Annotated in this window: 24 protein-coding genes; 16 read left to right on the top strand and 8 right to left on the bottom strand. The window is 70.9% G+C overall.

The window, feature by feature from the left end; all coding sequences use genetic code 11:
• Positions 1-132: 132 nt before the first annotated feature.
• The 8 genes from CP978_RS25800 (at position 133) to CP978_RS25765 (ending at position 7,490) form a co-directional block, all read left to right on the top strand.
• The gene (locus tag CP978_RS25800; RefSeq protein ID WP_043444728.1) at positions 133-429 is read left to right on the top strand and encodes a hypothetical protein; all 297 of its coding nucleotides are present in this window, start codon (positions 133-135) and stop codon (positions 427-429) included.
• Entirely contained in the window at positions 426-683 is a 258-nt protein-coding gene (locus CP978_RS25795; RefSeq protein ID WP_227745445.1) for a hypothetical protein, read from the top strand. Before CP978_RS25800 ends, CP978_RS25795 begins: the two co-directional genes overlap by 4 nt.
• A 221-nt stretch (positions 684-904) precedes the next feature.
• Positions 905-1,672 (top strand): IclR family transcriptional regulator, encoded by a 768-nt coding sequence (locus CP978_RS25790; RefSeq protein ID WP_043444724.1) that lies wholly within the window; start codon positions 905-907, stop codon positions 1,670-1,672.
• A gap of 228 nt (positions 1,673-1,900) precedes the next feature.
• Complete coding sequence (locus CP978_RS25785) at positions 1,901-3,463, top strand: OPT/YSL family transporter (protein ID WP_043449484.1); 1,563 nt, start codon at positions 1,901-1,903, stop codon at positions 3,461-3,463.
• Between the two features lie 85 nt (positions 3,464-3,548).
• Positions 3,549-4,613 carry a 2,5-dihydroxypyridine 5,6-dioxygenase NicX family protein gene (locus tag CP978_RS25780; RefSeq protein WP_043444723.1) on the top strand — a complete coding sequence of 355 codons (1,065 nt, stop codon included), beginning with the start codon at positions 3,549-3,551 and terminating at the stop codon, positions 4,611-4,613.
• Between the two features lie 90 nt (positions 4,614-4,703).
• Entirely contained in the window at positions 4,704-5,990 is a 1,287-nt protein-coding gene (locus CP978_RS25775; protein ID WP_043444721.1) for an alpha/beta fold hydrolase, read from the top strand.
• 142 nt (positions 5,991-6,132) lie between these two features.
• On the top strand, positions 6,133-6,303 hold the full coding sequence (gene rpmF / locus CP978_RS25770) for a 50S ribosomal protein L32 (protein WP_043444719.1): 171 nt from the start codon (positions 6,133-6,135) through the stop codon (positions 6,301-6,303).
• 5 nt (positions 6,304-6,308) lie between these two features.
• Complete coding sequence (locus CP978_RS25765; RefSeq protein WP_043444717.1) at positions 6,309-7,490, top strand: GTP-binding protein; 1,182 nt, start codon at positions 6,309-6,311, stop codon at positions 7,488-7,490.
• Between the two features lie 118 nt (positions 7,491-7,608).
• On the opposite strand, the gene nicT is transcribed toward CP978_RS25765, so the two are convergent.
• The 3 genes from nicT to CP978_RS25750 all read right to left on the bottom strand — a co-directional run bounded on the left by nicT (position 7,609) and on the right by CP978_RS25750 (position 9,560).
• Positions 7,609-8,781 (bottom strand): Nickel transporter NicT, encoded by a 1,173-nt coding sequence (gene nicT, locus CP978_RS25760; protein ID WP_174498675.1) that lies wholly within the window; start codon positions 8,779-8,781, stop codon positions 7,609-7,611.
• Between the two features lie 465 nt (positions 8,782-9,246).
• Complete coding sequence (locus CP978_RS36435; RefSeq protein ID WP_227745649.1) at positions 9,247-9,324, bottom strand: type II toxin-antitoxin system YoeB family toxin; 78 nt, start codon at positions 9,322-9,324, stop codon at positions 9,247-9,249.
• 26 nt (positions 9,325-9,350) lie between these two features.
• On the bottom strand, positions 9,351-9,560 hold the full coding sequence (locus tag CP978_RS25750) for a DUF397 domain-containing protein (RefSeq protein ID WP_043444712.1): 210 nt from the start codon (positions 9,558-9,560) through the stop codon (positions 9,351-9,353).
• Between the two features lie 351 nt (positions 9,561-9,911).
• Between CP978_RS25750 and CP978_RS25740 the strand changes: the two genes are divergently transcribed.
• The 7 genes from CP978_RS25740 (at position 9,912) to CP978_RS25710 (ending at position 16,326) form a co-directional block, all read left to right on the top strand.
• Positions 9,912-10,148, top strand: coding sequence for a hypothetical protein (locus CP978_RS25740; protein ID WP_043444711.1), 237 nt, complete (start codon positions 9,912-9,914; stop codon positions 10,146-10,148).
• Positions 10,149-10,226: 78 nt separating this feature from the next.
• A complete protein-coding gene (locus CP978_RS25735) occupies positions 10,227-11,825 on the top strand; it encodes an ABC transporter substrate-binding protein (protein ID WP_043444709.1) in 1,599 nt (532 codons plus the stop codon).
• A gap of 26 nt (positions 11,826-11,851) precedes the next feature.
• A complete protein-coding gene (locus tag CP978_RS25730; RefSeq protein WP_043449483.1) occupies positions 11,852-12,820 on the top strand; it encodes an ABC transporter permease in 969 nt (322 codons plus the stop codon).
• A 5-nt stretch (positions 12,821-12,825) separates the two neighbouring features.
• Complete coding sequence (locus CP978_RS25725) at positions 12,826-13,722, top strand: ABC transporter permease (protein ID WP_043444707.1); 897 nt, start codon at positions 12,826-12,828, stop codon at positions 13,720-13,722.
• Positions 13,719-14,684: an ABC transporter ATP-binding protein gene (locus CP978_RS25720; RefSeq protein WP_043444705.1), complete on the top strand. Its 966-nt coding sequence runs from the start codon at positions 13,719-13,721 to the stop codon at positions 14,682-14,684. The genes CP978_RS25725 and CP978_RS25720 overlap by 4 nt, the downstream gene beginning before the upstream one ends.
• Positions 14,677-15,336: an ABC transporter ATP-binding protein gene (locus CP978_RS25715; protein WP_043444703.1), complete on the top strand. Its 660-nt coding sequence runs from the start codon at positions 14,677-14,679 to the stop codon at positions 15,334-15,336. The genes CP978_RS25720 and CP978_RS25715 overlap by 8 nt, the downstream gene beginning before the upstream one ends.
• A 246-nt stretch (positions 15,337-15,582) precedes the next feature.
• Positions 15,583-16,326, top strand: a complete 744-nt coding sequence (locus CP978_RS25710) for a dienelactone hydrolase family protein (protein WP_043444701.1) — start codon at positions 15,583-15,585, stop codon at positions 16,324-16,326.
• Between the two features lie 86 nt (positions 16,327-16,412).
• Here CP978_RS25710 and CP978_RS25705 read toward each other — a convergent pair whose 3' ends face one another.
• The 3 genes from CP978_RS25705 to CP978_RS25695 all read right to left on the bottom strand — a co-directional run bounded on the left by CP978_RS25705 (position 16,413) and on the right by CP978_RS25695 (position 20,068).
• Positions 16,413-17,507, bottom strand: a complete 1,095-nt coding sequence (locus CP978_RS25705) for a lytic polysaccharide monooxygenase auxiliary activity family 9 protein (protein ID WP_043444699.1) — start codon at positions 17,505-17,507, stop codon at positions 16,413-16,415.
• A 166-nt stretch (positions 17,508-17,673) separates the two neighbouring features.
• Positions 17,674-18,813: a glycoside hydrolase family 12 protein gene (locus tag CP978_RS25700; protein ID WP_043444697.1), complete on the bottom strand. Its 1,140-nt coding sequence runs from the start codon at positions 18,811-18,813 to the stop codon at positions 17,674-17,676.
• Positions 18,814-19,180: 367 nt separating this feature from the next.
• Positions 19,181-20,068 (bottom strand): SDR family NAD(P)-dependent oxidoreductase, encoded by an 888-nt coding sequence (locus CP978_RS25695; RefSeq protein ID WP_043444696.1) that lies wholly within the window; start codon positions 20,066-20,068, stop codon positions 19,181-19,183.
• Positions 20,069-20,126: 58 nt separating this feature from the next.
• Between CP978_RS25695 and CP978_RS25690 the strand changes: the two genes are divergently transcribed.
• A complete protein-coding gene (locus CP978_RS25690) occupies positions 20,127-20,582 on the top strand; it encodes a MarR family winged helix-turn-helix transcriptional regulator (protein ID WP_221500987.1) in 456 nt (151 codons plus the stop codon).
• Between the two features lie 41 nt (positions 20,583-20,623).
• Here the strand turns inward: CP978_RS25690 and CP978_RS25685 are convergent, their stop codons facing one another.
• Positions 20,624-21,370 carry an SDR family NAD(P)-dependent oxidoreductase gene (locus tag CP978_RS25685; RefSeq protein ID WP_043444694.1) on the bottom strand — a complete coding sequence of 249 codons (747 nt, stop codon included), beginning with the start codon at positions 21,368-21,370 and terminating at the stop codon, positions 20,624-20,626.
• Positions 21,371-21,397: 27 nt separating this feature from the next.
• Positions 21,398-22,162 carry a VOC family protein gene (locus CP978_RS25680; RefSeq protein ID WP_052454283.1) on the bottom strand — a complete coding sequence of 255 codons (765 nt, stop codon included), beginning with the start codon at positions 22,160-22,162 and terminating at the stop codon, positions 21,398-21,400.
• Between the last annotated feature and the right edge of the window lie 25 nt (positions 22,163-22,187).

Genomic DNA, 22,187 nt, shown 5'->3' with positions numbered 1-22,187 from the left:
CCGCACCCGCTGCACCCGCCGCACCGGCCGCACCGCATCGAGGATCCGCCGTCCGGATCCGTCACCCTCACATCCAGCCGTTGCGGCCGACCGCGCGGGAACGGCAGAACAGCACAGGAGCCCTGATCGACGATGTTCTGGCAATGGACCGCCCTCGCCCTCGCCACCCTTACCCTGCTGCCGGCCGGAGTGGCCCTGGTGACCGGCCGGGTGCCGGACCGGATACGGACCCGACCGGCACCGATACGGCCGGTGGGCTGGGCCCTGCTGGCGATCTACGCCGCCGCACCGCTCAATGCGGTTCCCCGTCTGGCGGGCGCCCCCGACTCGGTCACCCTGACCGCGACCGCCATCGGAGGCATGGCGGCGGTGGCCGGATGCGTGCTGCTGGCGATGGCGACCCGCAGCACCGCGAGCAGCGCGTCATGAGCGGTCTCCCGCGGTGGCGGCCGGAGGTCATGGACCGCCTGCCGCGATGGCTGTCGGAGATCATCTCGATCGTTCTCTGGTGGGGCGCCCTGGCACTCGCCCTCTGGCTGCTGTCCCAGGGCCTGAACCGGCCCCCGAGCCTCATAGCCTGCATCGCCTCCGGGGCGCTGCTGGCCGCCGTGGGAGAAGCCGGTGACTGGCTGCGCCGCCGCCGGCGCACCCGGCGCGACCGCAGCGGGGTCCGCCAGGGCTAGCCAGTAGTGCTGGCGGACCTGTCCATGCCATGCACCGCCGATCCGTTATGGTCGCATTTGACGCGAATGCATCGAAGACAATCCTCGACTCCACTTCCGGAAGGTATTGACTCCCGCGGACTCACTGGCCATAGTTCTCGCCACTCAGCGCAACGGTGTTGCGCTGAGCGCACCGTCCGGTGGACGTATACCGGCCGAGGAGAGCAAGGAGAGCGGGTTCCATGACCGAGGCGGAATCCCCGAAAGGGGTGCTGCAGAGCGTCGACCGAGCGCTGAGCGCACTGCTCTCCTTCACCGAGCGGCGCCCCGAGTGGGGCGTGACCGAACTGGCCCGGGAGCATGGCTGGGACAAGGCCGTCGCACAGCGGCTGCTCACCACGCTCACCGCCCGCGGCTTTCTGATGTGCGACGCCACCACCCGTCGCTACCGCCTGGGCCCCTCGGTGTCACGGCTGGCCCGGGTCGGCGAGCACAGCGGCGTGCTGCCCTCCCTGGTCCGGCCCGTGCTCGCCCGGCTGCTGCGCGAGACCGGGGAGAGCGTGGTCCTCAACGTCCCGCACGGCAGCGGCTACCGCTGCGCCGCCGCCGTGGACGGCACCGGACCCGTCCGCTACACCGCGATCATCGGCGCCCTGATGCCCGGCCACGCCGGGGCCTCCGGCCACGCGATCTTCGCCCACTATCGGGAGCCCGAGCTGCGCCAGCTGTTCGGCGCCAGCCCGCTGCAGCGCTTCAACGAGCACACCGTCACCGATTACGACGTCCTCCTCGAGCGCTATGCGGAGGTACGGCGGGACGGTGTCAGCGTCAGCCACGGAGAGTATGACGAGGCCGTCACGGCCATCGCCGCCCCGGTCTTCCAGGCGGGCAGCGTCGCCGCCTCGCTGACCGTCATCGGCCCGGCCCACCGCGTCTCCCGCGCGGCCGAACGCCTCACCGAGCTGGTCAGAGAGGCCGCCGACGAGGCCAGCACCGCCTTCGGCGGCTGACGCCCCCCGCCCGCCGCCACACCCCTCCCCCGCACTCACACCCACACGCCGCATTCCGCGATCCCGTCGACGCGGGGCCCGGTTCGTCGCCCCCGGTCCCGCCCTTGCCGAAAGGGGTGTCACGTGTCACCTCATTCCCCCTCCGCCACCGATTCCGCCGCGGAGGAGCTTCCGCCGCACTCCGGCGCACAGGACACCGACCGCGTGCACCCCAAGGTGCGCGAACCCATGACGTTCGTGCTGCTCGTCCTGCTGTCCCTGGTGGGCGCGGTGATCGGCACCGACCTGGTCGCCAAGCTCGGCATCTCCGCCAACACCGCCGTGGTCGGTGCGCTGCTGGCGATGCTCATCGGCCGTATCCCCATAGCCGGGCTGAGACGGATGCGTTCCGTGCACCGGCAGAACCTCGCCCAGAGCGCCATCTCCGCGGCCACCTTCGCCTCCGCCAATGTGCTGCTCAGCTCGATCGCCGTGCCCTATGTCTTCGGCCGCAGCGACCTGGTGTGGCCGATGCTGGCCGGTGCCTTCGCCGGTCTGCTGATCGACGCCTGGGTGCTGTACCGCTCGTTCGGCTCCCGGCTGCTGCCCGCGGACGCCGCCTGGCCGCCCGGCGCCGCCGCCGCGGAGACCATCAAGGCGGGCGACAAGGGCGGCCGGCGAGCCCTGATCCTCGGCGCCGGCACGCTCGTCGGCCTGGGCGGCACCCTCTTCAGCCTGCCCCTGTCCGCGGCCGGCGTCGCCTTCCTCGGCAATGTGTGGGCGCTGCTGATGTTCGGCGTCGGCCTGGGCATCGCCCAGTACGCGCCCGGTGCCTTCCAGGTGAATCTGACCGCCGACTTCATCCCGCACGGCGTCATGGTCGGCGCCGGTGTGGTGGCCCTGGGCCAGGCGGTCCATCTGCTGCTGCGTCGCCGCCCGGACCGCTCCGCCGCCGTCGGCACCGCCGCGCCGGCCGACCCCACCGTCCGTACCACCGTCGACGAGACCACCCTGCGCCGCACGCTGGTGCGCGGCTATCTCCTCTTCGCCGCCGGTGCCGTGGTGATGGCGGTCCTCGGCGGGGTGCTGGGTGACATGAGCCCCCTCGGTATCGCGGGCTGGGTGCTGTTCGCGGCGTTCGCCGCCATCGTCCACGAGCTGATCGTGGGCCTCGCGGCGATGCAGTCGGGCTGGTTCCCGTCCTTCGCCGTCACCCTGATCTTCCTGATCGCCGGGCTGCTCATCGGTATCCCCTCGGTGCCGCTCGCGCTGCTCGTCGGTTATGTCTCCGCGACCGGTCCGGCCTTCGCGGACATGGGGTACGACCTCAAGGCGGGCTGGCTGCTGCGCAGGACCCACCGCCCGTGGGACGCCTATGAGCGGGCCGGACGGCGTGAGCAGTTCCGCGCCGCGCTGATCGGCTTCACCGCCGCGCTGATCGTCGTCGCCGTGGTGTGGCACTCCTACTTCCGCCAGGGCCTGATCCCGCCGGTCGCCCGGGTCTACGCCGACACCGTCAAGCAGGGCCTGGACTCCCCCGGTGTCCTCGGCCATCTGCTGCTGTGGGCGATCCCCGGCGCCGTGATCCAGCTCCTCGGCGGGACCAAGCGGCAGATGGGCGTGATGCTCGCCACCGGTCTGCTGGTCGCCACCCCGAGCGCCTGCTGGTTCGTCGTCGCGGCACTGCTGGTCCGCGTGGTGTACCGCAGATGGCGCGGGGAGCAGGCGGACGAGGAGCTGAACCTGGTCGGTGCCGGTCTCATCGCGGGCAGTTCGCTGGGCGACACCGCGCAGATCGTCAAGGCCGGATGACCCTCGTGCCGCGCACCGTCCGGCCACCGCCGCGCCCCTCCTCCTCCCCCCGGTCCGACCGCACTTTCGCACAAGGAGACCCCCCATGGAGATGTTCAGCCGCCTCGAACCCCGCCCCGAGTATCTGGGCTTCGAACTCGCGCTGGCCGCGCGCAAGCTGGTCGAGGAGGTCATGCTGGTCAAGCCCGGCGAGCATGTCGTGCTGACCGGTGACACCAGCAGTGACCGCCGGGTCGTGGAGGCCACCGCCCAGGCCGTCGCCGCGGCCGGCGCCCACCCGGTGATCGTCTGGTCCGAGACCCTGCCCAGCTCCTCCATGGAGCCGCCCCGCCCGGTCGCCGGCGCCATCGCCCACGCCGATGTGTGGATCGAGTTCGCCGTCTCGTATCTGATGCATTCCGACGCCTTCCGCGCCGCCATGGCGAACGGCTGCCGCTACACCAACCTCACCGCGATGGACGTCCATATGCTGGTCGCCACCGTGGGCCGCCCCGACTTCCAGGGTGTGATGAAGCTCGGCAAGGCGCTGGTGCGTCTGTTGGAGGCCGCCGACGAGGTGCGCATCACCTCCCCGAACGGCACCGACCTCGTCGGCCGCAACGGCGATCGGCCGATCAATCTGCGGGGCAAGCCGGCCGAGAAGCCCGGCGAGACCGTGATGCTCTCCGGTCAGATCTCCTGGAACCCGCTGGAGGAGACCCAGGACGGCGTGCTGGTCTTCGACGGCGCCCTGTGGCCGCCGGACCAGCTGGGCCTGCTGCGTTCCCCGGTCCGCCTCACCGTGGAGAAGGGCGTGGTCACCGAGATCGAGGGCGACCGGGACGCGGATGTCTTCCGCACCTGGATGGCCTCCTGGGACGACCCCAACATGTACCGGGTCGCCCACTGGTCGCTCGGCTTCAACCCGGGCGTGCTCGCGCCGACCGGCCGGATCGTGGAGGACGAGCGGGTCTTCGGCTGCGTCGAGCTCGGCATCGGGACCAAGGGCGCCTGGATCGGCGGCGAGCCATGGGTGGCCGCGGCCCACACCGACGGCTCCATCGTCGGCCCGTCGATCTATCTGGACGGCGAGTGCATCGAGCAGGAGGGCGTGTATGTGCACCCCGAACTCGTCGAGATCTGCCGTGAACTGGGCGTCGAGGGATACTGAGCCCCGCCGTCCGCCCACGGGGTTCCCGGCGCCGCCGCCGGGAACCCCGGCCCGCCCCGCCCCGCCCACGCACCGCCACGGAATGTAGACATGACCACCATCCACGCCCCCTATCGCCACAGCGGCCTGGTCTGCTCCGACCACACCCTCAGCGTGCCCCTCGACCACGCCCGCCCCGACGGCCCACGGATCGACGTGTTCGCCCGGGAGGTCGTCGCCGCGGGGCAGGAGCGCCGGGAGCTGCCCCGACTGCTGTGGCTGCAGGGCGGTCCCGGCGGCCGGGCGGAACGCCCCGACGCCGCCTCGGCCTGGCTGCGCCGGGCGCTGAAGGAGTACCGCGTGGTGCTCCTGGACCAGCGCGGCACCGGCCGGTCCACGCCCGCCGACCGCACCACTCTCGAGGGGCACCCCGACGCCGCCGGCCATCTGACGCACTTCCGCGCCGACGCCATCGTGCGCGACGCCGAACTGCTGCGCAGGGAACTCCAGGGCGACCGCCCCTGGAGCGTGCTGGGCCAGAGCTTCGGCGGTTTCTGCGCGCTGACGTATCTCAGCCACGCCCCCGAGGGTCTCGAACAGGTCTTCATCACCGGCGGTCTGCCCACCCTCACCGGCCATGCCGACGACGTCTACCGCGCCGCCTACGGCCGCGTACTGGCGCACAACGAGCGGTACTTCGCCCGCTACCCCGGCGACCAGGCGCTCGCCGACGCCGTCGCGGCCCATCTGACGGAGCACGAGGTGCGCATGCCCTCGGGCGAACGGCTCTCGGCGCGCCGCTTCCAGACCATGGGCATCACCTTCGGCACCGCGTCCGGCTTCGACAGCCTGCACTATCTGCTGGAGGGCGCGTTCGTGCGGGGACCGCGCGGGCCCCGGCTGTCCGACCCGTTCCTGCGCGGTCTGGACGCCACCCTCTCGTTCGCGCCCCGTCCGCTCTACGCCGTGCTGCACGAGCCGATCTACGCCCAGGGCGGCCGGGCCACCGGCTGGTCGGCGCACCGGATCCGGGAGGAGTTCCCGCAGTTCGACGCCGAGGCCGGCGGTCCGCTGCGGTTCACCGGCGAGATGATCTACCCATGGCAGTTCGAGGAGGACCCCGCACTGATCCCGCTGCGGGAGGCCGCCGACGCGCTGGCCCGGCGCACCGACTGGCCGGCCCTGTACGACCTGGACCGGCTCTCGGCCAACACGGTGCCGGTCGTGGCCGCCGTCTACTACGACGACATGTTCGTCGACCGTGAGCAGTCCCTGGTGACCGCGGGACTGGTGCGCGGACTGCGTCCCTGGATCACCAACACCCACGCCCATGACGGCGTCCGCGCCGACGCGGCGGTGTTCGAGCGGCTGCGGGGGATGGCCCGCGGCGAACTGTGAGCGAAGGACGAGACGAAGAAGGCCGGCCCGGGCAGGACTGCGGGCCGGCCTTCGGTCGTTCGTGCCACCAAGACACCCCAGCTTGGTAATGGCATCCATTTTCATATAGCGTGTGGTGATCGCCCATCAGCAGGAGGATTCCATGGCCGTCCCCAAGCGGAAGATGTCCCGCAGCAACACCCGCCATCGCCGCGCGCAGTGGAAGGCGACCACGCCGACGCTCGTGCCGATCACCCTCGACGGCGTCCGCCACCTGGTACCGCAGCACCTGGTGAAGGCGTACGAGCGCGGGCTGCTGCACCCCGAGGACTGACGAAGATGCCGTACGACCGACCGGCCCTGCTGCCCGTCACCGTCCTGTCCGGTTTCCTCGGGGCGGGCAAGACGACGCTGCTCAACCATGTCCTGGCCAACCGCGAGGGCCTGCGGGTGGCCGTCATCGTCAACGACATGAGCGAGGTCAACATCGACGCGGCGCTGGTGCGCGGCGGCGAGGCGGCCCTGTCCCGGACCGAGGAGCGCCTGGTCGAGATGACCAACGGGTGCATCTGCTGCACCCTGCGCGACGATCTGCTGGAGGAGGTCGACCGGCTGGCGCGCGAGGGCCGCTTCGATCATCTGCTCATCGAGTCGTCCGGGATCTCGGAGCCGATGCCGGTGGCGGCGACCTTCGCCTTCGCCCGCGACGACGGTGCCACCCTCGGCGATGTCGCACAGCTGGACACCATGGTCACGGTGGTCGACGCCGCCAACTTCCTGTCCGAGCTGGAGAGCGGCGATGAGCTGGTCGAGCGGGGCCTGGACCAGTACGAGGACGACGAGCGCACCGTCAGCGACCTGCTGATGGACCAGGTCGAGTTCGCCGATGTCATCGTGCTCAACAAGCTCGACCTGGTCGACGAGGTGGCGGCGGACCGGCTCCGGGCGACGCTGGCCCGGCTCAACCCCGAAGCCCGGATCGTCCGGGCCGTCCAGGGGCGCGTGGAGCTCCGGGAGGTGCTGGGCACCGGACGGTTCGACCTGGAGCGCGCCCAGCAGGCGCCGGGCTGGGTCAAGGAGCTCAACGGCGACCATGTCCCCGAGACGGAGGAGTACGGCATCTCCTCCACCGTCTTCCGCTCCGGACTCCCCTTCCACCCCGGCCGGTTGTGGGCCTTTGTGACCCGGCGGCTGGACAGCGGGGCCTATGGGCGGATCCTGCGCTCCAAGGGCTTCTTCACCCTGGCGACCCGCCCCCAGGTGATCGGCTTGTGGTCCCAGGCCGGCTCGGTGGCCCGCTTCGAGCCCTCCGCCGCCCGCGACGCCGAGGCCCCCCACGCCCAGGAACTGGTCTTCATCGGCACCCGGTTGGACGCCGACGCGCTCCGGTCCGCCCTGACCGAGTGCCTGCTGACGGACGGCGAGGAGCTTCCGCCCGAGGACCCGTTCCCCGCCTGGGACACCTACGGCTTCGACGACACCTGCGAGCACGAGCACCCCGAGGCCCTCGCGCACACATGAGAACTCCGGGGCGGGCGGTGGACGCAGCCACGGCGCCGCCCGCCCCGGTACACCCTGTTCGGCACCTTCCTTGCTCCGCAGGCACTCGCTGTTCGGCGCCCCGTTCCGCCGGCACTCGCTATTTGGCGCCCTGTTCCGCCGGTGCCGACGACCGGGCCATGCCCGCCTCCCACTTCGCCTCGATGCCGCCGAGCCTCCACACCAGCACGGCGACGGCCCAGGTGGCGAAGAACAGGCCGACGATGACATAGCCGACGATGTTCAGGTCGAGTCCGGCGATCCAGTCCCAGAACGCCCCGTGCAGACCGGCCTTGTCCGCGAGCAGGCCCAGCAGCTCGACGGTGCCGATGATCAGCGCGACGGCGACGGAGAGGCCGGTCATGGTGAGGTTGTAGTAGACCTTGCGGACGGGCTTGGAGAACGCCCACTCATAGGCGAAGTTCATGAACGAGCCGTCGATCGTGTCGAGCAGCGACATCCCGGCCGCGAACAGCACCGGAAGACACAGGATGGCGTACCAGGGCAGCCCCGAGGCCGCGCCCGAGCCGGCCAGGACCAGCAGCGCGACCTCGGTGGCGGTGTCGAAGCCCAGACCGAACAGCAGGCCCAGCGGATACATCTGCCACGGCTTGGTGATCGCCTTCATCAGGCGGCCCAGGATGCGGTTCATGAAGCCGCGGTTGTCGAGCTGCTTCTCCAGGGCCGCCTCGTCGAAGCGGCCGGAGCGCATCTGCCGGAAGACCTTCCAGATCCCGGCCATGATCACCAGGTTGATGACGGCGATGACATAGAGAAACGCCCCGGAGACCGTCGTGCCGATCCAGCCGGTGATGTCGTGCAGCGTGGAATTGTCGTCCTGCACGGGCCCGGCCAGTGCCTTCACACCCAGGGAGAGCAGGAAGGCGAGGACGAAGACCACCGTGGAGTGCCCGAGGGAGAACCAGAAGCCGACCGACAGCGGGCGCTTCCCCTCCCCCATCAGCTTGCGGGTGGTGTTGTCGATCGCCGCGATGTGGTCCGCGTCGAAGGCGTGCCGCATGCCGAGGGTGTAGGCGGTGACGCCGATGCCCACCCCGAAGGTCTTGGTGCCCAGGCTGTAGTGCTCCGGCGCGACGATCGCCACCAGGGTGAACCAGCCGATGATGTGCAGCGCCAGGATGAAGGCCGCCATCCCGCCGACGCCGGCCCACTCCCCGCGGGTCATCGAGGTGCGGACGCGATGCCACGACTGACCGCGCCCGCCACCGCTGGCGGCCGGGCGCGGTGGAGCGGAATCAGGTGCGGTGGTCATGGGAGTGCAGTCCTTACGTCTCGACGTTCTCGGTGGGTGACGGCCGTCAGCCGCACTCCTCAGGTTTCTGCACATGGATTGCAGCTACAACTACAGAGCGGCAAAGACCAGGCCAACACCCAGCCTTATCGAATACGGTTCTCATTCCCTCTGCGGTCGGCCATGTTCACATCACCCCGGCCGGGTGAACGCCCGGGCGACCTCGCCACTGTCGCCGACCGCCAGGATCAAGGCGCCCGGAAGCCCGTCCGCACTGTCGAACAGGAGCCCGCCACACTCGTGGTTCGCGTCAAAGATCCCGTCGCCCCTCATCTGCCACAGCAGCCCACGCCCACGGCGGGACGACGATGTCGCCCCGCCGCGCCCCTTGCGTGACCATGACAATAATAGGGTCGCACGGTAATCATTTTCAACAAGGGAGGTGGTCGGCCCCGGAAGTGACGCCGACACGACCCGCCCGGGCCGTCAGTAGTGATATCGGGCGGCAATGACGATGACTTCTTCGTTCGTCACCACGTAAACGAGGCGGTGCTCCTCATCGATCCGTAGGCACCTCTTGGGCCCGCCCGTCAGGCGCCCAGCTCGCCGCGCTTCACGGCCGCCACGAACGAGGCCCAGCCGCCGGCGGCGAACGCGATCACCGGACCGCGCACATCCTTGCTGTCACGCACGGGGACGACGGCGACGAAGTCCTCGGAAACGTCCAGGCACTCGCCACCGTCCTGGTTGCTGTAGCTGCCCTTGCGCCAGGTGGCGCCGGTCAAGTCGAGGGATCGCACGGCGTTTCCTCCAACACGCGCAGGACGAACTTCCGCGATTCGGCGCACGTGCTGCCGCTCCACCATCTCCAACATCAACTCCAACTGTCCGCACCACTCCCCCGCATCGCGCAGCGGCGATCTCAGGACCGCCTCCGAAATGGGACGCCCTCGCGGAGGCCCTCACCCACGCCGGCATCCAGCTCCCCGCGATGGACGTCCGCACCCCCTGGGGCGCCCCCTTCCCCGACGACGAGCCCGGCGAGCCCGGCACTCCCCCCCCAGTGCCCGCTACGTCCTCGTCCACCTCGGCGTCTGCTCCGCCTCCGTGGCCCTCGCCCTCGCCGCCGTCATCGCGAGGGGCGCCGCCCGATGAACGCCCCGTACGCCGGCGCCCCTCCCCCACCCGGCACCGCCGTACGCGACACCGCCCGCGACCGCGTCGGCATCGTGATGGGGCACGAGGGCCCCCACCTCCAGCTCCGCCCTCTCTCCGGCGGCCGGGAATGGGACGCCGAGCCCGGCCAGGTCCAGCCGCTCACCCCCGCGGAGCTGCTCCACGCCCGCCTGGCCGAGGTGAACGAGCGCAGCCGGTTCCGCCCCGGATAGACGGCACCCCGACCGGGTAACCCTTCTGCTGCGAGAGATACGCAATAACCATTGGCATGCAACAAAGGTGTGAGGCTCATGACGACCCGTCGAATACGAAGTGCCGCCGTCGCCACGGCGTTGGTGACGGCCGGGGTCGCCGCCTGCGCCGCCCCCGGCAGCGGCGGGAGCGACGGCACCTCCGTCGTGATCGGGGTGGCCGCCGAGCCGGACACCCTCAGCCCGCTGCTCGGCTACGGCAAGGACGGCAACTCCAAGATCTTCGACGGCCTGCTGGCCCGGGACGCCCAACTGAAGCTCAAGCCCGCCCTCGCCACCACGCTTCCCCAGGTCACCGCGGACGGCCTCACCTACACGTACACCCTGCGCGACGGCGTGAAGTTCAGTGACGGGAAGCCGCTGACCACCGACGACGTGGTCTTCACCTACCGGACCGTCCTGGACAAGAAGACCAATAACACCTCCCGCAGCGAACTGGACGCCGTCAAGGACGTCCGGGCGAGCGGTGGCAACCGGGTCGTCTTCACCCTGAAGTACCCGTACGCGCCGTTCGCCGGGCGCACCGTGCTGCCCATCGTCCCCGAGCACATCGCCGGCAAGCAGGACCCCAACACCGGTTCCTTCAACACCGAGCCGGTCGGCACCGGCCCCTATGTCCTCTCCGCCTGGAGCAAGGGCGAGAAGCTCACCTTCAAGGCCAACCCGCATTACTGGGGCGGGGAGCCGAAGGTCAAGACGTTCACCATGGCGGTCATCGCCGACGACAGTGTGCGCGCCACCCGGCTGCGCTCCGGCGACCTCGACGGCGCGGTCCTGCCGCCCCAGCTCGCCGCCACCTTCAAGGGCGAGAACGGCAAGAAGACGTACCGGGCGAAGTCCTACGACTTCCGGGCCGTCACCCTCCCCACCGAGAACAAGGTCACCGGCGACCGGGCGATCCGCCGGGCGCTCGACTCCGCCGTGGACCGGGAGGCCATGGTCGCCAAGATCCTCGACGGCGCGGGACGGCCCGCGTACGGGCCGCTGCCCATGGACGACCCCTGGTTCGCCAAGAGCGTCGAACGGCCCCGTGACCTCGCCGGGGCCCGGCGCATCCTCGACGAGGCGGGCTGGCGGACCGGCAAGGACGGCATCCGTGTCAAGGACGGCATCCGTGTCAAGGACGGCCGCCGGGCCTCCTTCACCCTCCTCTACCCCTCCGGGGACAAGGTCCGCCAGGACCACGCACTCGCCTATGCCTCCGACGCCAAGAAGGCCGGCATCGATGTGACCGTGGAGAGCGCCACCTGGGAGGTCATCGAGCCCCGGATGAAGGACGACGCGGTCCTCGCGGGCTTCGGCTCCGCCGGCGACCCCGACTTCGGCCTCTACACCCTGCTGCACTCCTCCCTCGCCGGCGACGGCTTCAACAACATGGCCCGCTACAGCGACCCGGCCGTGGACAAGGCGCTCGACACCGGCCGCCGCAGCCGGGACCGGACCGTCCGCGAGAACGCCTACGACACGGTTCAGCACGCACTGGTCGAGAACCCCGGCTACACCTTCCTCACCCACATCGACCACCTCTATGTGCTCGCGGACCGCTGGCAGGGGCTGACCACCCAACTCGAGCCGCACGAGCACGGGTTCGCCAGCGGTCCCTGGTGGAACATCCAGGACTGGCAGCCCGCGAAGTGACCACCACCTCCCTGCCCTGGGGAGCGATGGCACGACTGGTGGGGCGGCGGCTCCTGTCCGCCGTCCCCGTCCTCCTCGTCGTCACCTTCGGTGTCTTCGCCGTCGCCGCCGCCTCCCCCTTCGACCCCGTCAAGGCCTACGCGGGCACGGCCGCCCTCGGCGCCGACCAGCAAACCCTGGACCGGCTGCGGGACAACCTCGGTGTGGACCAGCCCTTCACCGCCCGCTGGTGGCACTGGCTGACCTCCGCTCTCGGCGGCGACCTGGGCCGATCCACCCTGCTGCGGCAGCCCGTCGCCCAGGTGATCGGCGAACGCCTCGTATGGTCCTCGCTGTTGTGCGCGGTCGCGTTCGCAGCCGCCGTGCTCGGCGGCACCCTGCTGGGGGTGCTGGCCGCCCGCCGCCCCGGATCGATGGTCGACCGCGGTGTCAGTTCGGTCGCCTACGCCCTCGAAGCGGCCCCGGTCTTCTGGATCGCGCTCCTCGCCGTCTGGCTGTTCGCCCTCCGGCTGGGCGTCCTCCCGGCGGGCGGCCTCACCGACACCGCCAGCGAACACATCACCCCGGGGCAGGTGGCCCGCCATCTGGTGCTGCCCGCCGGTGTGCTCGCCGTCTCCCAACTGCCCTGGTTCACCCTGTACGTACGCCAGGGGGTCGGCGACGCCCTGGCGGAGGACCCCGTGCGCGGCGCCCGGGCCCGCGGCCTGAGCGAGACCACGGTGCTGCTCGGCCATGCGCTGCGCTCCGGTCTGCTGCCGGTCATCACCCTGATCGGCTCCCGCGTCCCCGAACTCATCACGGGCGCCCTGCTGGTGGAGAGCGTCTTCAGCTGGCCCGGCATCGCGGCGACCACCGTGCAGGCGGCCACCGCCGTCGACTTCCCGCTGCTCGCCGCTCTGACGACGCTGGCCGCCACCGCCGTGCTCATCGGCAATCTGCTCGCCGACCTGCTCTATGGACTCCTCGACCCGAGGGTGAAGCTCAGTGAGATGTGACTCCCATGGCTGAGGCCACGCACCGTCCGAAACCGCGGTCCGGGACCGTCTGGCGTTCGAGGGGCGCCGACCGCCGTTCCACCCGTGCCCTGCGGGTGCGCACCTCGGCGGTCCTGGTGACCGCGACCCTGCTCGCCGTGCTGCTGGTCCCGCCGCTCGTCCAGCTCGACCAGCAGGCCGTCGACCTGGCCGCCAAGCTGCGACCGCCCTCCTGGGCCCACCCCTTCGGCACCGACGACGTCGGCCGGGACCTGCTGCTGCGCTGCGTCTACGGCCTGCGGGTCTCCCTGCTGGTCGGCGCGGCGGCGGCCCTCACCGCGACCGTGATCGGCACCGCCGTCGGGGCCTGCGCCGGAGCCCTGGGCGGCTGGGCGGACCGCATCGTGATGCGGGTCGTCGACACCGTCTCCTCGGTGCCCCATCTGCTGCTCGGCATCTTCATCGTCGCCCTGTTCCGGCCCGGCGTCTGGCCGGTGATCGTCTCGGTCGCGCTCACCCACTGGCTGTCGACCGCCCGGATCGTCCGCGCCGAGGTCCTCTCCCTGCGCGCCCGGCCGTACATCGACGCCGCCGTCTCGGGCGGCGCGTCCCGGTGGCGGGTGGCGGTACGTCATCTGCTGCCCGCCGTGCTGCCCCAGGCCGGGCTCGCCGCCGTACTGATGGTGCCGCACGCCATGTGGCACGAGTCGGCCCTGTCCTTCTTGGGACTCGGCCTGCCCACCCACACCGCGAGCCTGGGCACCCTCATCCAGGGCGCACAGGGCTCGCTGCTGGCCGGACAGTGGTGGCCGACCCTCTTCCCGGGCCTGTTCATCATCGTCCCCACCCTCGCCGTGGCCGGCCTCGCCGGAGCCTGGCGGGAACGGCTCAACCCCCGCCGCCGATCGGAGCTGATGCTGTGACCGAGCGACCTCCCGTGCTGTCGGTACGCGGGCTGTCGGTGCGTTTTCTGATGCCCGGCGGGCGCCGCGTCGCCGCCGTCACCGACGCCCGTTTCGAGGTGGCGGCCGGGGAGTGTCTCGCCCTGATCGGGGAGAGCGGCTGCGGCAAGTCCGTCCTGGCCTCCGCCCTCCTCGGGCTGCTCCCCGCCAACGCCGAGACCGCGGGCGAGGCCGGGCTCGACGGCCTCGATCTGCTCTCCGCCGACGAGCGGACCCTCGCCCGCACCGTGCGCGGCCGCCTCATCGGGCTCGTCCCGCAGAGCCCCGCCGCCCATCTGACCCCCGTACGCACCGTCCGATCCCATCTGGAGGAGACGGTCGCCGCCCTGACCGGCACCCGGGGCCGCCGGGCCACCCGCGCGGCCGCCGAGGCGTCCGCCGCACGCGCGGCCTTCCCCGCGGACCACCTCGACCGGCATCCCCACCAGCTCTCCGGCGGTCTCGCCCAGCGCGCCGCGACCGCCCTGGCCCTGGTCGGCGACGCACCCCTGCTACTGGCCGACGAACCGACCACCGGACTCGACCGCGAACTGGTGGAGCGCACGGTCGACGAACTGCGCCGCCCCATCGACGAGGCCGGCCGGGCCCTGCTGATGATCACCCACGATCTGTCCGCGGCCGAACGCATCGCCGACCGTATCGCCGTGATGTACGCGGGCCGCATCGTCGAGATCGCCGACGCGACCGCCTTCTTCGGCACCCCGGGCCCCCGCCATCCCTACAGCCGAGGCCTCCTCCAGGCCCTGCCCGACCGCGCCTTCGCCCCCATCCCCGGCATGCCCCCGGAACTCGACGCCCTCCCGGACGGCTGCGCCTTCGCACCGCGCTGCCCCCGCGCCACCGACGCCTGTGCGACGCCCCCGCGGCCGACCGGGACCGTCGCCTGCCACCACCCGCACGTCCCGGAGGACGCCCGTGCTTGAACTGCGCGCCATCACCGCCGGATACGACCGAAACGCCCCCGTGGTGCGGGACGCCTCCCTGACGGTCGAGCCGGGCGAGGCCGTCGGCCTGCTCGGCCCCAGCGGCTGCGGCAAATCCACCCTCGCCCGCGTCGCCGCCCTGCTGCACCGCCCCTACTCCGGCGCCCTCCTCCTCGACGGCGCCCCGGTGCGCCGCTGGCGCCACCGCGCCCCGCGCACACAACGCACCGCCTTCGGCGTCGTCTTCCAGCAGCCCCGGCTCTCCGCGGACCCCCGGCTGAGCCTCACCGACCTGATCACCGAACCCCTGCGCGCCACCGGCCGCCGTGACACACCTCCCGAGCAGGTGACCGAACTCGCCACGGCCGTCGGCCTCACCCCGGACCTGCTGTCCCGACGCCCCCACGAGGTCAGCGACGGCCAGCTCCAGCGCGCCTGCCTCGCCCGCGCCCTGGTACTGCGCCCCCGCTGGCTGATCTGCGACGAGATGACCGCCATGCTCGACGCCTCCACCACCGCCGCCCTGGTCACCGTCGTCGAGGACTACCGCCGCACCACGGGCGCGGGCCTCCTCGCCGTGGGCCACGACCACACCCTCCTGCACCGCTGGTGCGACCGCACGGTCCACTGGAACACCCTGGCAGTGGGGTGAGCGAGACACAGGACCCGCCCGACGCGCGTTCTCCGGCCCACGGCGGACATGCGCCCCGGCCGTCCCCGGCCGCGGCGGACAGGCGGCCGCCTGCCGAGCCGGTCTGCTAGCCTTCCGGAGGCCGTGCGTCAGAACAAGGAGGTGGTACCCGTGAACGTATCGACATGGGTGCTCCCCTCCGGGGTCACGGTCGGGCGATAAATCGTCCGGGAGCGCCGTTTCTGAGCTCTCCCGAAAGGCACGACCGTGCATTTCACCTCTGAACAGCCGCTCGACGACGGTGTCCTCGAGCGCGCATTCTCCCTCGACGAGATCCCCGGCATCCTGTGGACGCCCGCATCCGCGTCCGCATCCACACCTGCGCCGCTGATCCTGATCGGCCACCCCCCGCTCGGGCTGCGCAGGATGTATCCCCGGCTGGCGGGGCGGGCCCGGTACTACGCGACGGAGTACGGCTTCGCCGCGGCCACCGTCGAGCTCCCCGGGAGCGGTGACCGGCCCCGTTGGGCCGCCGTCGAGCAGGCCCGCGCCGACCTGCGCCGGGCCATGGAGGCCGGCGAGCCGGTCGGTGACGAGATCGTCGACGCCCTCGTCCTCCCGCTCGTCGAGAAGTCGGTCCCGGAATGGCAGGCCGCCCTGGACGCCCTGCTGTCGCTGCCCGAGATCGGCGGCCCGGTCGGGTACGAGGGAGGAGTGATCTCCATCGGCATCCGGCTGGCGGCGGTCGAGCCGCGCATCTCGGCCGCCAACCTCTTCGCCGGGAGCCTGGTGCCCGCCGCCATGTTCGAGGAGGCCCGCCAGGTCGGCATTCCGCTGCAGGTCCTGCTGCAGTGGGACGACGAGGGGAACGACCGGCAGGCGGCCCTGGACCTGTTCGACGCCTTCGGCACCAAGGAGAAGACCCTGCACGCCAATCTCGGCGGGCACACCGGCGTCCCGCAGTTCGAGCTCGACGCCGGGGCCCGGTTCTTCGCCCGGCACCTCCTCTAGTGCTGTGACCGGGTAGGGCGGACGTCCCGCGAAGGGCGCGCCGGCAAGGAGCCGGCGCGCCCGGGAGGTGAGCGACGCGGTGGGCGTCAGGGGGTGAGACAGCCGACCGAACCGACCGGATAGTTGTTCCCGGTGGAGGTCGCGGTGAATCCGAAGGTCACACTGCCGTTGGCCTGGATGGTCCGGTTGTAGTCGGCGTTCTTGACCGTGATCGTGCCGTCCCCGGCCTTGGACAGGGAACCGTTCCAGACACTGCTGACCTGGGTCCCGGTGCCCGGCTTCCAGGACACCGACCAGCCGTTCAGCGGAGCCGTGCCGTGGTTCATCACCTCGACGGAACCCTGGAACCCGCCGTTCCAGGAGCTGTCCACGTTGTACACGGCCATGCAGGCACCGTTGCCCGAGTCGGGCGGGGTGGACGGGTCGGTCGGAGGCGTGCCGGGGTCGGTGGGAGGCGTGCCGGGGCTCCCGCGCATGCCGGTCACCTCGCCGTGGCCGCCGTCGAAGGCGATGTCCGAGCAGGAGAAGAAGTTCTCCTGGCTGTCGGACCGGACCCACTGGATGAAGATCAGGGCGTCACCCGAGCGACCGGAGGGCAGCGTCAGGTTCCAGTAGTAGTGGCCGCCGTCGGTGCCCGGCGAGCCCTGCTGGGGCGGATTGCTGACCGTCTGGATCAGGTCCAGGTCGGCCCAGCGCACCTGGGACGAGGACGACCAGCCGGGCTTGGTCACATAGACGCGGAAGTCACCCGGGTGCGCCGCCCAGTTGCTGTACTGGAGCTGCATGGTGGAGCCCGAGGTCAGATGGGTCCGGGGCCAGTCGTTGCGGGCGGCGTTGTAGGCGGAGAAGTCGTAGGGCGAGCGGTCGCCCGCGCTGCACAGGGTGCCGTCCGGCACATAACCCGCGCCCCGGCCACCGGCGTTGGAGTCCAGCACGGCGAACCAGTTGTACAGGGGGGTGGCGCCGCTCTTGGCCAGGGCGGCACGACAGGCGGGGTTGGTCGGGTCGAGGCTACCGGTGGCGGTGCGGCCGTCCTGGTAACACAGATAGGTGCGCGAACCGGGCATCATCGCCACGCCGTGTGCCTCGGCGCGGCCCTGACCGAGGAGGGTCAGGCCCAGTGCCGCGAGCAGGGTGGCGAACGCCGCCGCCACCGACAGGAGTCTGCTGTGTCGAGCCACGTCGGTCCTTCCTTCTTACTGGGGGGTGTACGTCCTTACTGGGGTGTACGTCCTTACTGGGGGGTGCACGTCCGTTGCGCTGGGAGTGCGAGTGCTTCCGCCTCCACTCGCCCCGATCGCCCGGAGGCGCGCCGCCCGGACGTGGGCGGCGCGTCACCCGGGGATGTCAGGCGGTGGTGCAGGCGGTGCCGTTGAGGGTGAAGGAGCTCGGTGCGGCGAAGGTTCCGCCGTAGCTGCCCTGGAAGCCGAAGGTCTGACTGCCGCCCGGGGCTATCTGCGTGTTGTGGCTCAGGGCACTCGCGGTGACGGCACCCGACGACCCGGACAGCGTGGCGTTCCAGGCGCTGGTGACGCCCTGTCCGGAGGGCAGGGTGAAGGCGAGCTTCCAGGCGTCCACCGGTGCCGAACCGGTGTTGCGGATGGTGACATCGGCGGTGAACCCGCCCTGCCAGACGTTGGTGGCGTACGCCACCTGGCAGGCGGCCTGGCCACCGGAGCCACCGCCGGGGTTGCCGGACCCGCCGCCGCCCGTGCGGATCTCCGAGGAGAACGACGTCACGGCGAGCCCCGCCCCGTTCTGCCAGGGTTCGAAGCCCGCCTGGACGCTCGTCAGATACCAGTTGCTCGAAGCCAGTTGACGCGAGACAGCCTGCTGGACGAAGTCCATCACATCGAAGTTCCAGCTTCCGATCGCCGACGGGGCGACGAAGGACAGCACGTTGTTGGAACCGTTGCTGCCGGACCACACCTGCCAGGAACGGCCGGCGACCGTGGCCGTACCGGTCTGCGAGCCCACCGGCTGGATCGATCCGACCTTGTTGAACCAGACCATGATCTCGGTCCGGTTCACACCGTCCTTGCGGGCCGTCGGGTCCAGCCAGATGTCGTAGGCGGCGTCGTAGACCGCGTCACTGACATAGCTGTACGAAATGCTGGTCGGGGCACTGGAGATGGTGTCCAGCCGGGCCGGAAGCGCCGTCCCCGGGGAGCAATTGGTGTAGTGGCAGCCGTTGTAGACGGAGGGGTACGACTTCGGGGCACCGTTGGTGGGCACCGATCCGTCGGCCTGGCTGACCTTGAAGCCGGAGCTTGTGACCGTGATGCACTGGGCGGCACTGGTACCCCAGCGGTTGTTCTGGACGACATAGCGGCCCTGGATCGTGGTCGACCCGTAGGCATCGCAGATCTGTGTGTCGGCATGGGCCGACGGGGCGGCCGCCAGAAGGGCGGCGACCAGTGCGAAAACCGCGAGCAGCGAGCCCGGCAGGGCGCGCGCGGTGTCGAGCCGATGGGGCAACAGTCGCATGGGGGGCCTCTTCGGGAGAGCGACGTCGGAAAGAGGAGCGCTCCCTCCCGCGCGTTCATGGGAGCGCTCCCATCGGTTGGAACGGGACTATAGGAAGCGATTCATGTCCCTGACAAGGCTGCGGACAGGATCCGTGACCGGGCGCCCACCACCCCGAAGCGGGCGCACCACCCGAGCCCCGCCCCACGCAACGCGCGTCACACGGTCGTGAACTGGGCAGCTCATGTCGGGGCCCAGGGCTGCCCACCCGCCCCGAGGTTCAGATCCCGAGCCCGCTCAACTCGACCGCGCAACCGGTCCCGGGCCGCAGCCCCAGCCCATTTCCGGCCAACGGCCGGTTCACGACATCCGCTTCACGAACTCCCGTTCACGAACTGCCGAGGCCGTCGAGCAACGCCACCGTCTCCGCCCACAACTCGCGTTGCACACTCTCGTCACGGCCGGGCTCGGGGCACTCCAGGGGCCTGGCGTCGCGTACGGAGAAATAACCGCCGCTGTTGTGCGCGAACACCGGATCGGTCGCCAGCCGGACGATGATCCCCGCACCCTTGCGGGGGTCACCCACCCCGAGGGTGTTCAGTACGCGCTGCAGCACGGCGGAGCCCGGCAAGTCCCGTCCGAGGCCGGTGGCGTTGAAGCCCGGGTCGCAGCAGTTCACCGTGGTCTCCGCGGGATCAAGGCGCCGGGCCAGTTCCTGGGTCCACATGATGGTCATCAGCTTGGTCCGGCCGTACAGCGCCATCGACTCACGCCTCGTATAGGCGTCGGCGCGGTGCAGATCCGTCTTCGGCGAGATGGTCCCGGCCTGCCGGGCGGCCTCGGAGGCGACATTGACGATGCGCGCCGGGCCGGACGCCCGCAGAACCCCCGAAGGTCTCGGAGTCTCCAGCAGAGCCCTGGTCAGCACGAACGGACCGAGGTAGTTGACCGCGGTCATCTCCGCCAGCCCCTCGGTCGTGACGCGCTGGGAGAACGCATGCAGACCGGCGTTGTTGACCAGCACATCGAGACGCGGATATCGCGCGGCGATCTCCTCACCCGCCCGACGAGCCTGGGCCATCACCCCGAGGTCCGCGTGGAAGACATCGACCTCCGCCTCGCCGGCCACACTCCTCAGCTCACCGAGCAGCGCATCGGCCTTGGCCCGGGACCGCGCCACGACGCCGAGCCGGTACCCGCGGTGCGCCAGTTCGATGGCGGCGATCCGGCCCAGCCCCGAGGTGGCGCCGGTGATCACTGCGACAGGGCGACTCATCGGCCACATCCATTCGTGAGGTACCTCATGGTTATGTTGTGCGAGGATACCCGACGACATGAGCGAGCACGAAGCAGGGCGCACGGACCTCGACCCGGCCCAGGTGGGGCTGCGTTTCCTGTCCGTCGCCCACCAGGTACGCGAGACGGTCGACCAGCACATGGCCGGGGCCGGGTTGTCGCTGTCCCGCACCAAGATGCTCCGGGTGCTGGCCGAGCGCGGCGCCCTGCACCAGGCGGAGCTCGCCGAGGCGCTCGGCCAGGCCCCGCGCTCCATCACCCAGGCGCTGCAGGCCCTGGAACGACTTCACCTCGTCACCCGCACCACCGATCCCACGGACCAGCGCCGCAAGACCGTGTCGTTGACCGACGCCGGTCAGACGGCCCTGACAGCGGGAGAGCAGGCCGGGGAGCAGATACTCCAGCGACTCTTCGGCTCGCTGGACCCCCGTCGGCTGGCCGAACTGGAGACATTGCTCACCGCCGTCGACACGGCGGCCACCGGCACGGACTGAACCGCGGCCCGCCTGCCGCAGCACCACGGCAGACCGGCGCCCTAGAGCTGGGTCTGTCCGCCGTTGATCTCGTAGACCGAGCCGGTGATGAACGGCGCCTGGTCGGAGAGCAGGAAGTTGACGAGGGCGGCGACCTCGTCGGCCTGGCCCATCCGGTTCATCGCGGTCTTGGCCGCCAGGCTCGCGCGCACCTCGGTCGGCAGACCCGAGGCAGACACCGAGTCGATCGGCCCGGGGGCGACCGCATTGATGCGCACGCCTCGCTGCGCGTACTCGACCGCGGAGCTGCGCGTGAGGCCGACGACGCCGTGTTTGGACGCCGAGTAGGCCGCGCGCAGGGGGTGCGCCATCACGCCTGCGGTCGAGGCCATATTGACGATCGCGCCGCCGCCGTGCTCCACGAAGTAAGCCAGTTCGGCCTTCATGCAGTGGAAGACGCCGGTCAGGTTGACGTTGACGACGTCGAGCCAGTCCTGGTTGTCGATCTCGTGCACGGTGACCAGCCGCGGAGTGACGCCGGCGTTGTTGAACGCGATGTCGAGACCGCCGTAGGCGGCCACGGCCGTGTCCACCAGCCGCTGGGCGTCCTCGAAGTTCGTGACGTCCGCGGCCAGGGGTGTCGCCTGACCCCCGGCCGCGTTGATCTCCTCGGCCACCCGTTCGACACGGTCGAGGTAACGGTCGGCCACGACTAGCTTGGCACCCTCGCGGGCCAGTCGCTTGGCTCCGACCTCGCCGAGCCCGGAGCCTGCGCCGGTGACGATTCCTGTCTTGCCGTTGACGGACATGGTGTCCTCCTTGGTGCGGTGAAGTGATCAGTGGCTGGCGGCAACGACGGTGAAGACCGCGCCCGTGGGGTCGCTGAGAACCGCGATCGTGCCGTGCTCGATCCCGGTGGACGGCATCAGCACCGTGGCGCCGAGCCGGACGGCGGCCTCCACGGCCCGCTCGGCGTCGCCGACGGTGAAGTACACGTCCCAGTACGGCGGGATCTCGGCGGACATGGCCGGGGGCCGCGGCAGAAGCACCGAGACGGTACGGCCGCCGAGGCGCCAGTCCCTGCGGCCCAACGGGCCATAGGGCTTGCCGAGGTTCCAGCTGAAGACCTGCGCGTAGAACGCCGCGGATGCCTCGACGTCGTCGGTGATCAGCTCACCCCCGTGGAAGGCGCCGGGCTCGCCGACCACACCGGAGCCGTGGTGCCCGTCGGCCTCCCAGATACCGAACCGGGTTCCGGCATGGTCGGCGAGAACGGCAGAGCGTCCGGCGGAGCCCAGCGTGCGCAGTTCCGCCGACACGCTCCCGCCGGCCGCCACGACCTTCTCCAGCGCTTTGTCGGCGTCGGCCACGTTGACGTACACAGTCCATCCGCCTCGCTCGGCGCCGGGAACGGTGGTCACGACGGCGGACGGACGCCCGCGATCCACGGCGAGCTGCGACTGCGGCTGCCCTCCGAACGCGCCGTCGAAGCTCCAGCCGAAAAGCTCCCCGTAGAAGCGTGTACTGGTCTCGGCGTCGGGCGTGGTCAGCTCCACCCACGCCGGTGTGCCGTCCTCATGAACAGGAACAGCGATGTCCACCACTCTCTCCTCTCGTCCAGGGGCG

The organism is Streptomyces nodosus (assembly GCF_008704995.1).
Lineage (GTDB): Bacteria > Actinomycetota > Actinomycetes > Streptomycetales > Streptomycetaceae > Streptomyces > Streptomyces nodosus.
The sequence above is the reverse complement of the archived record's forward strand: the minus strand, read 5'-3'. Positions and strand labels throughout refer to the sequence as shown.

Bases quoted from the DNA above. Each gene is read 5' to 3' on its own strand.
- CP978_RS25800 (WP_043444728.1), top strand. From the start codon at position 133: ATGTTCTGGCAATGGACCGCCCTCGCCCTCGCCACCCTTACCCTGCTG.
- CP978_RS25795 (WP_227745445.1), top strand. From the start codon at position 426: ATGAGCGGTCTCCCGCGGTGGCGGCCGGAGGTCATGGACCGCCTGCCG.
- CP978_RS25790 (WP_043444724.1), top strand. From the start codon at position 905: ATGACCGAGGCGGAATCCCCGAAAGGGGTGCTGCAGAGCGTCGACCGA.
- CP978_RS25785 (WP_043449484.1), top strand. From the start codon at position 1,901: ATGACGTTCGTGCTGCTCGTCCTGCTGTCCCTGGTGGGCGCGGTGATC.
- CP978_RS25780 (WP_043444723.1), top strand. From the start codon at position 3,549: ATGGAGATGTTCAGCCGCCTCGAACCCCGCCCCGAGTATCTGGGCTTC.
- CP978_RS25775 (WP_043444721.1), top strand. From the start codon at position 4,704: ATGACCACCATCCACGCCCCCTATCGCCACAGCGGCCTGGTCTGCTCC.
- rpmF (WP_043444719.1), top strand. From the start codon at position 6,133: ATGGCCGTCCCCAAGCGGAAGATGTCCCGCAGCAACACCCGCCATCGC.
- CP978_RS25765 (WP_043444717.1), top strand. From the start codon at position 6,309: ATGCCGTACGACCGACCGGCCCTGCTGCCCGTCACCGTCCTGTCCGGT.
- nicT (WP_174498675.1), bottom strand. From the start codon at position 8,781: ATGACCACCGCACCTGATTCCGCTCCACCGCGCCCGGCCGCCAGCGGT.
- CP978_RS25740 (WP_043444711.1), top strand. From the start codon at position 9,912: ATGAACGCCCCGTACGCCGGCGCCCCTCCCCCACCCGGCACCGCCGTA.
- CP978_RS25735 (WP_043444709.1), top strand. From the start codon at position 10,227: ATGACGACCCGTCGAATACGAAGTGCCGCCGTCGCCACGGCGTTGGTG.
- CP978_RS25730 (WP_043449483.1), top strand. From the start codon at position 11,852: ATGGCACGACTGGTGGGGCGGCGGCTCCTGTCCGCCGTCCCCGTCCTC.
- CP978_RS25725 (WP_043444707.1), top strand. From the start codon at position 12,826: ATGGCTGAGGCCACGCACCGTCCGAAACCGCGGTCCGGGACCGTCTGG.
- CP978_RS25700 (WP_043444697.1), bottom strand. From the start codon at position 18,813: ATGCGACTGTTGCCCCATCGGCTCGACACCGCGCGCGCCCTGCCGGGC.
- CP978_RS25695 (WP_043444696.1), bottom strand. From the start codon at position 20,068: ATGAGTCGCCCTGTCGCAGTGATCACCGGCGCCACCTCGGGGCTGGGC.
- CP978_RS25690 (WP_221500987.1), top strand. From the start codon at position 20,127: ATGAGCGAGCACGAAGCAGGGCGCACGGACCTCGACCCGGCCCAGGTG.
- CP978_RS25685 (WP_043444694.1), bottom strand. From the start codon at position 21,370: ATGTCCGTCAACGGCAAGACAGGAATCGTCACCGGCGCAGGCTCCGGG.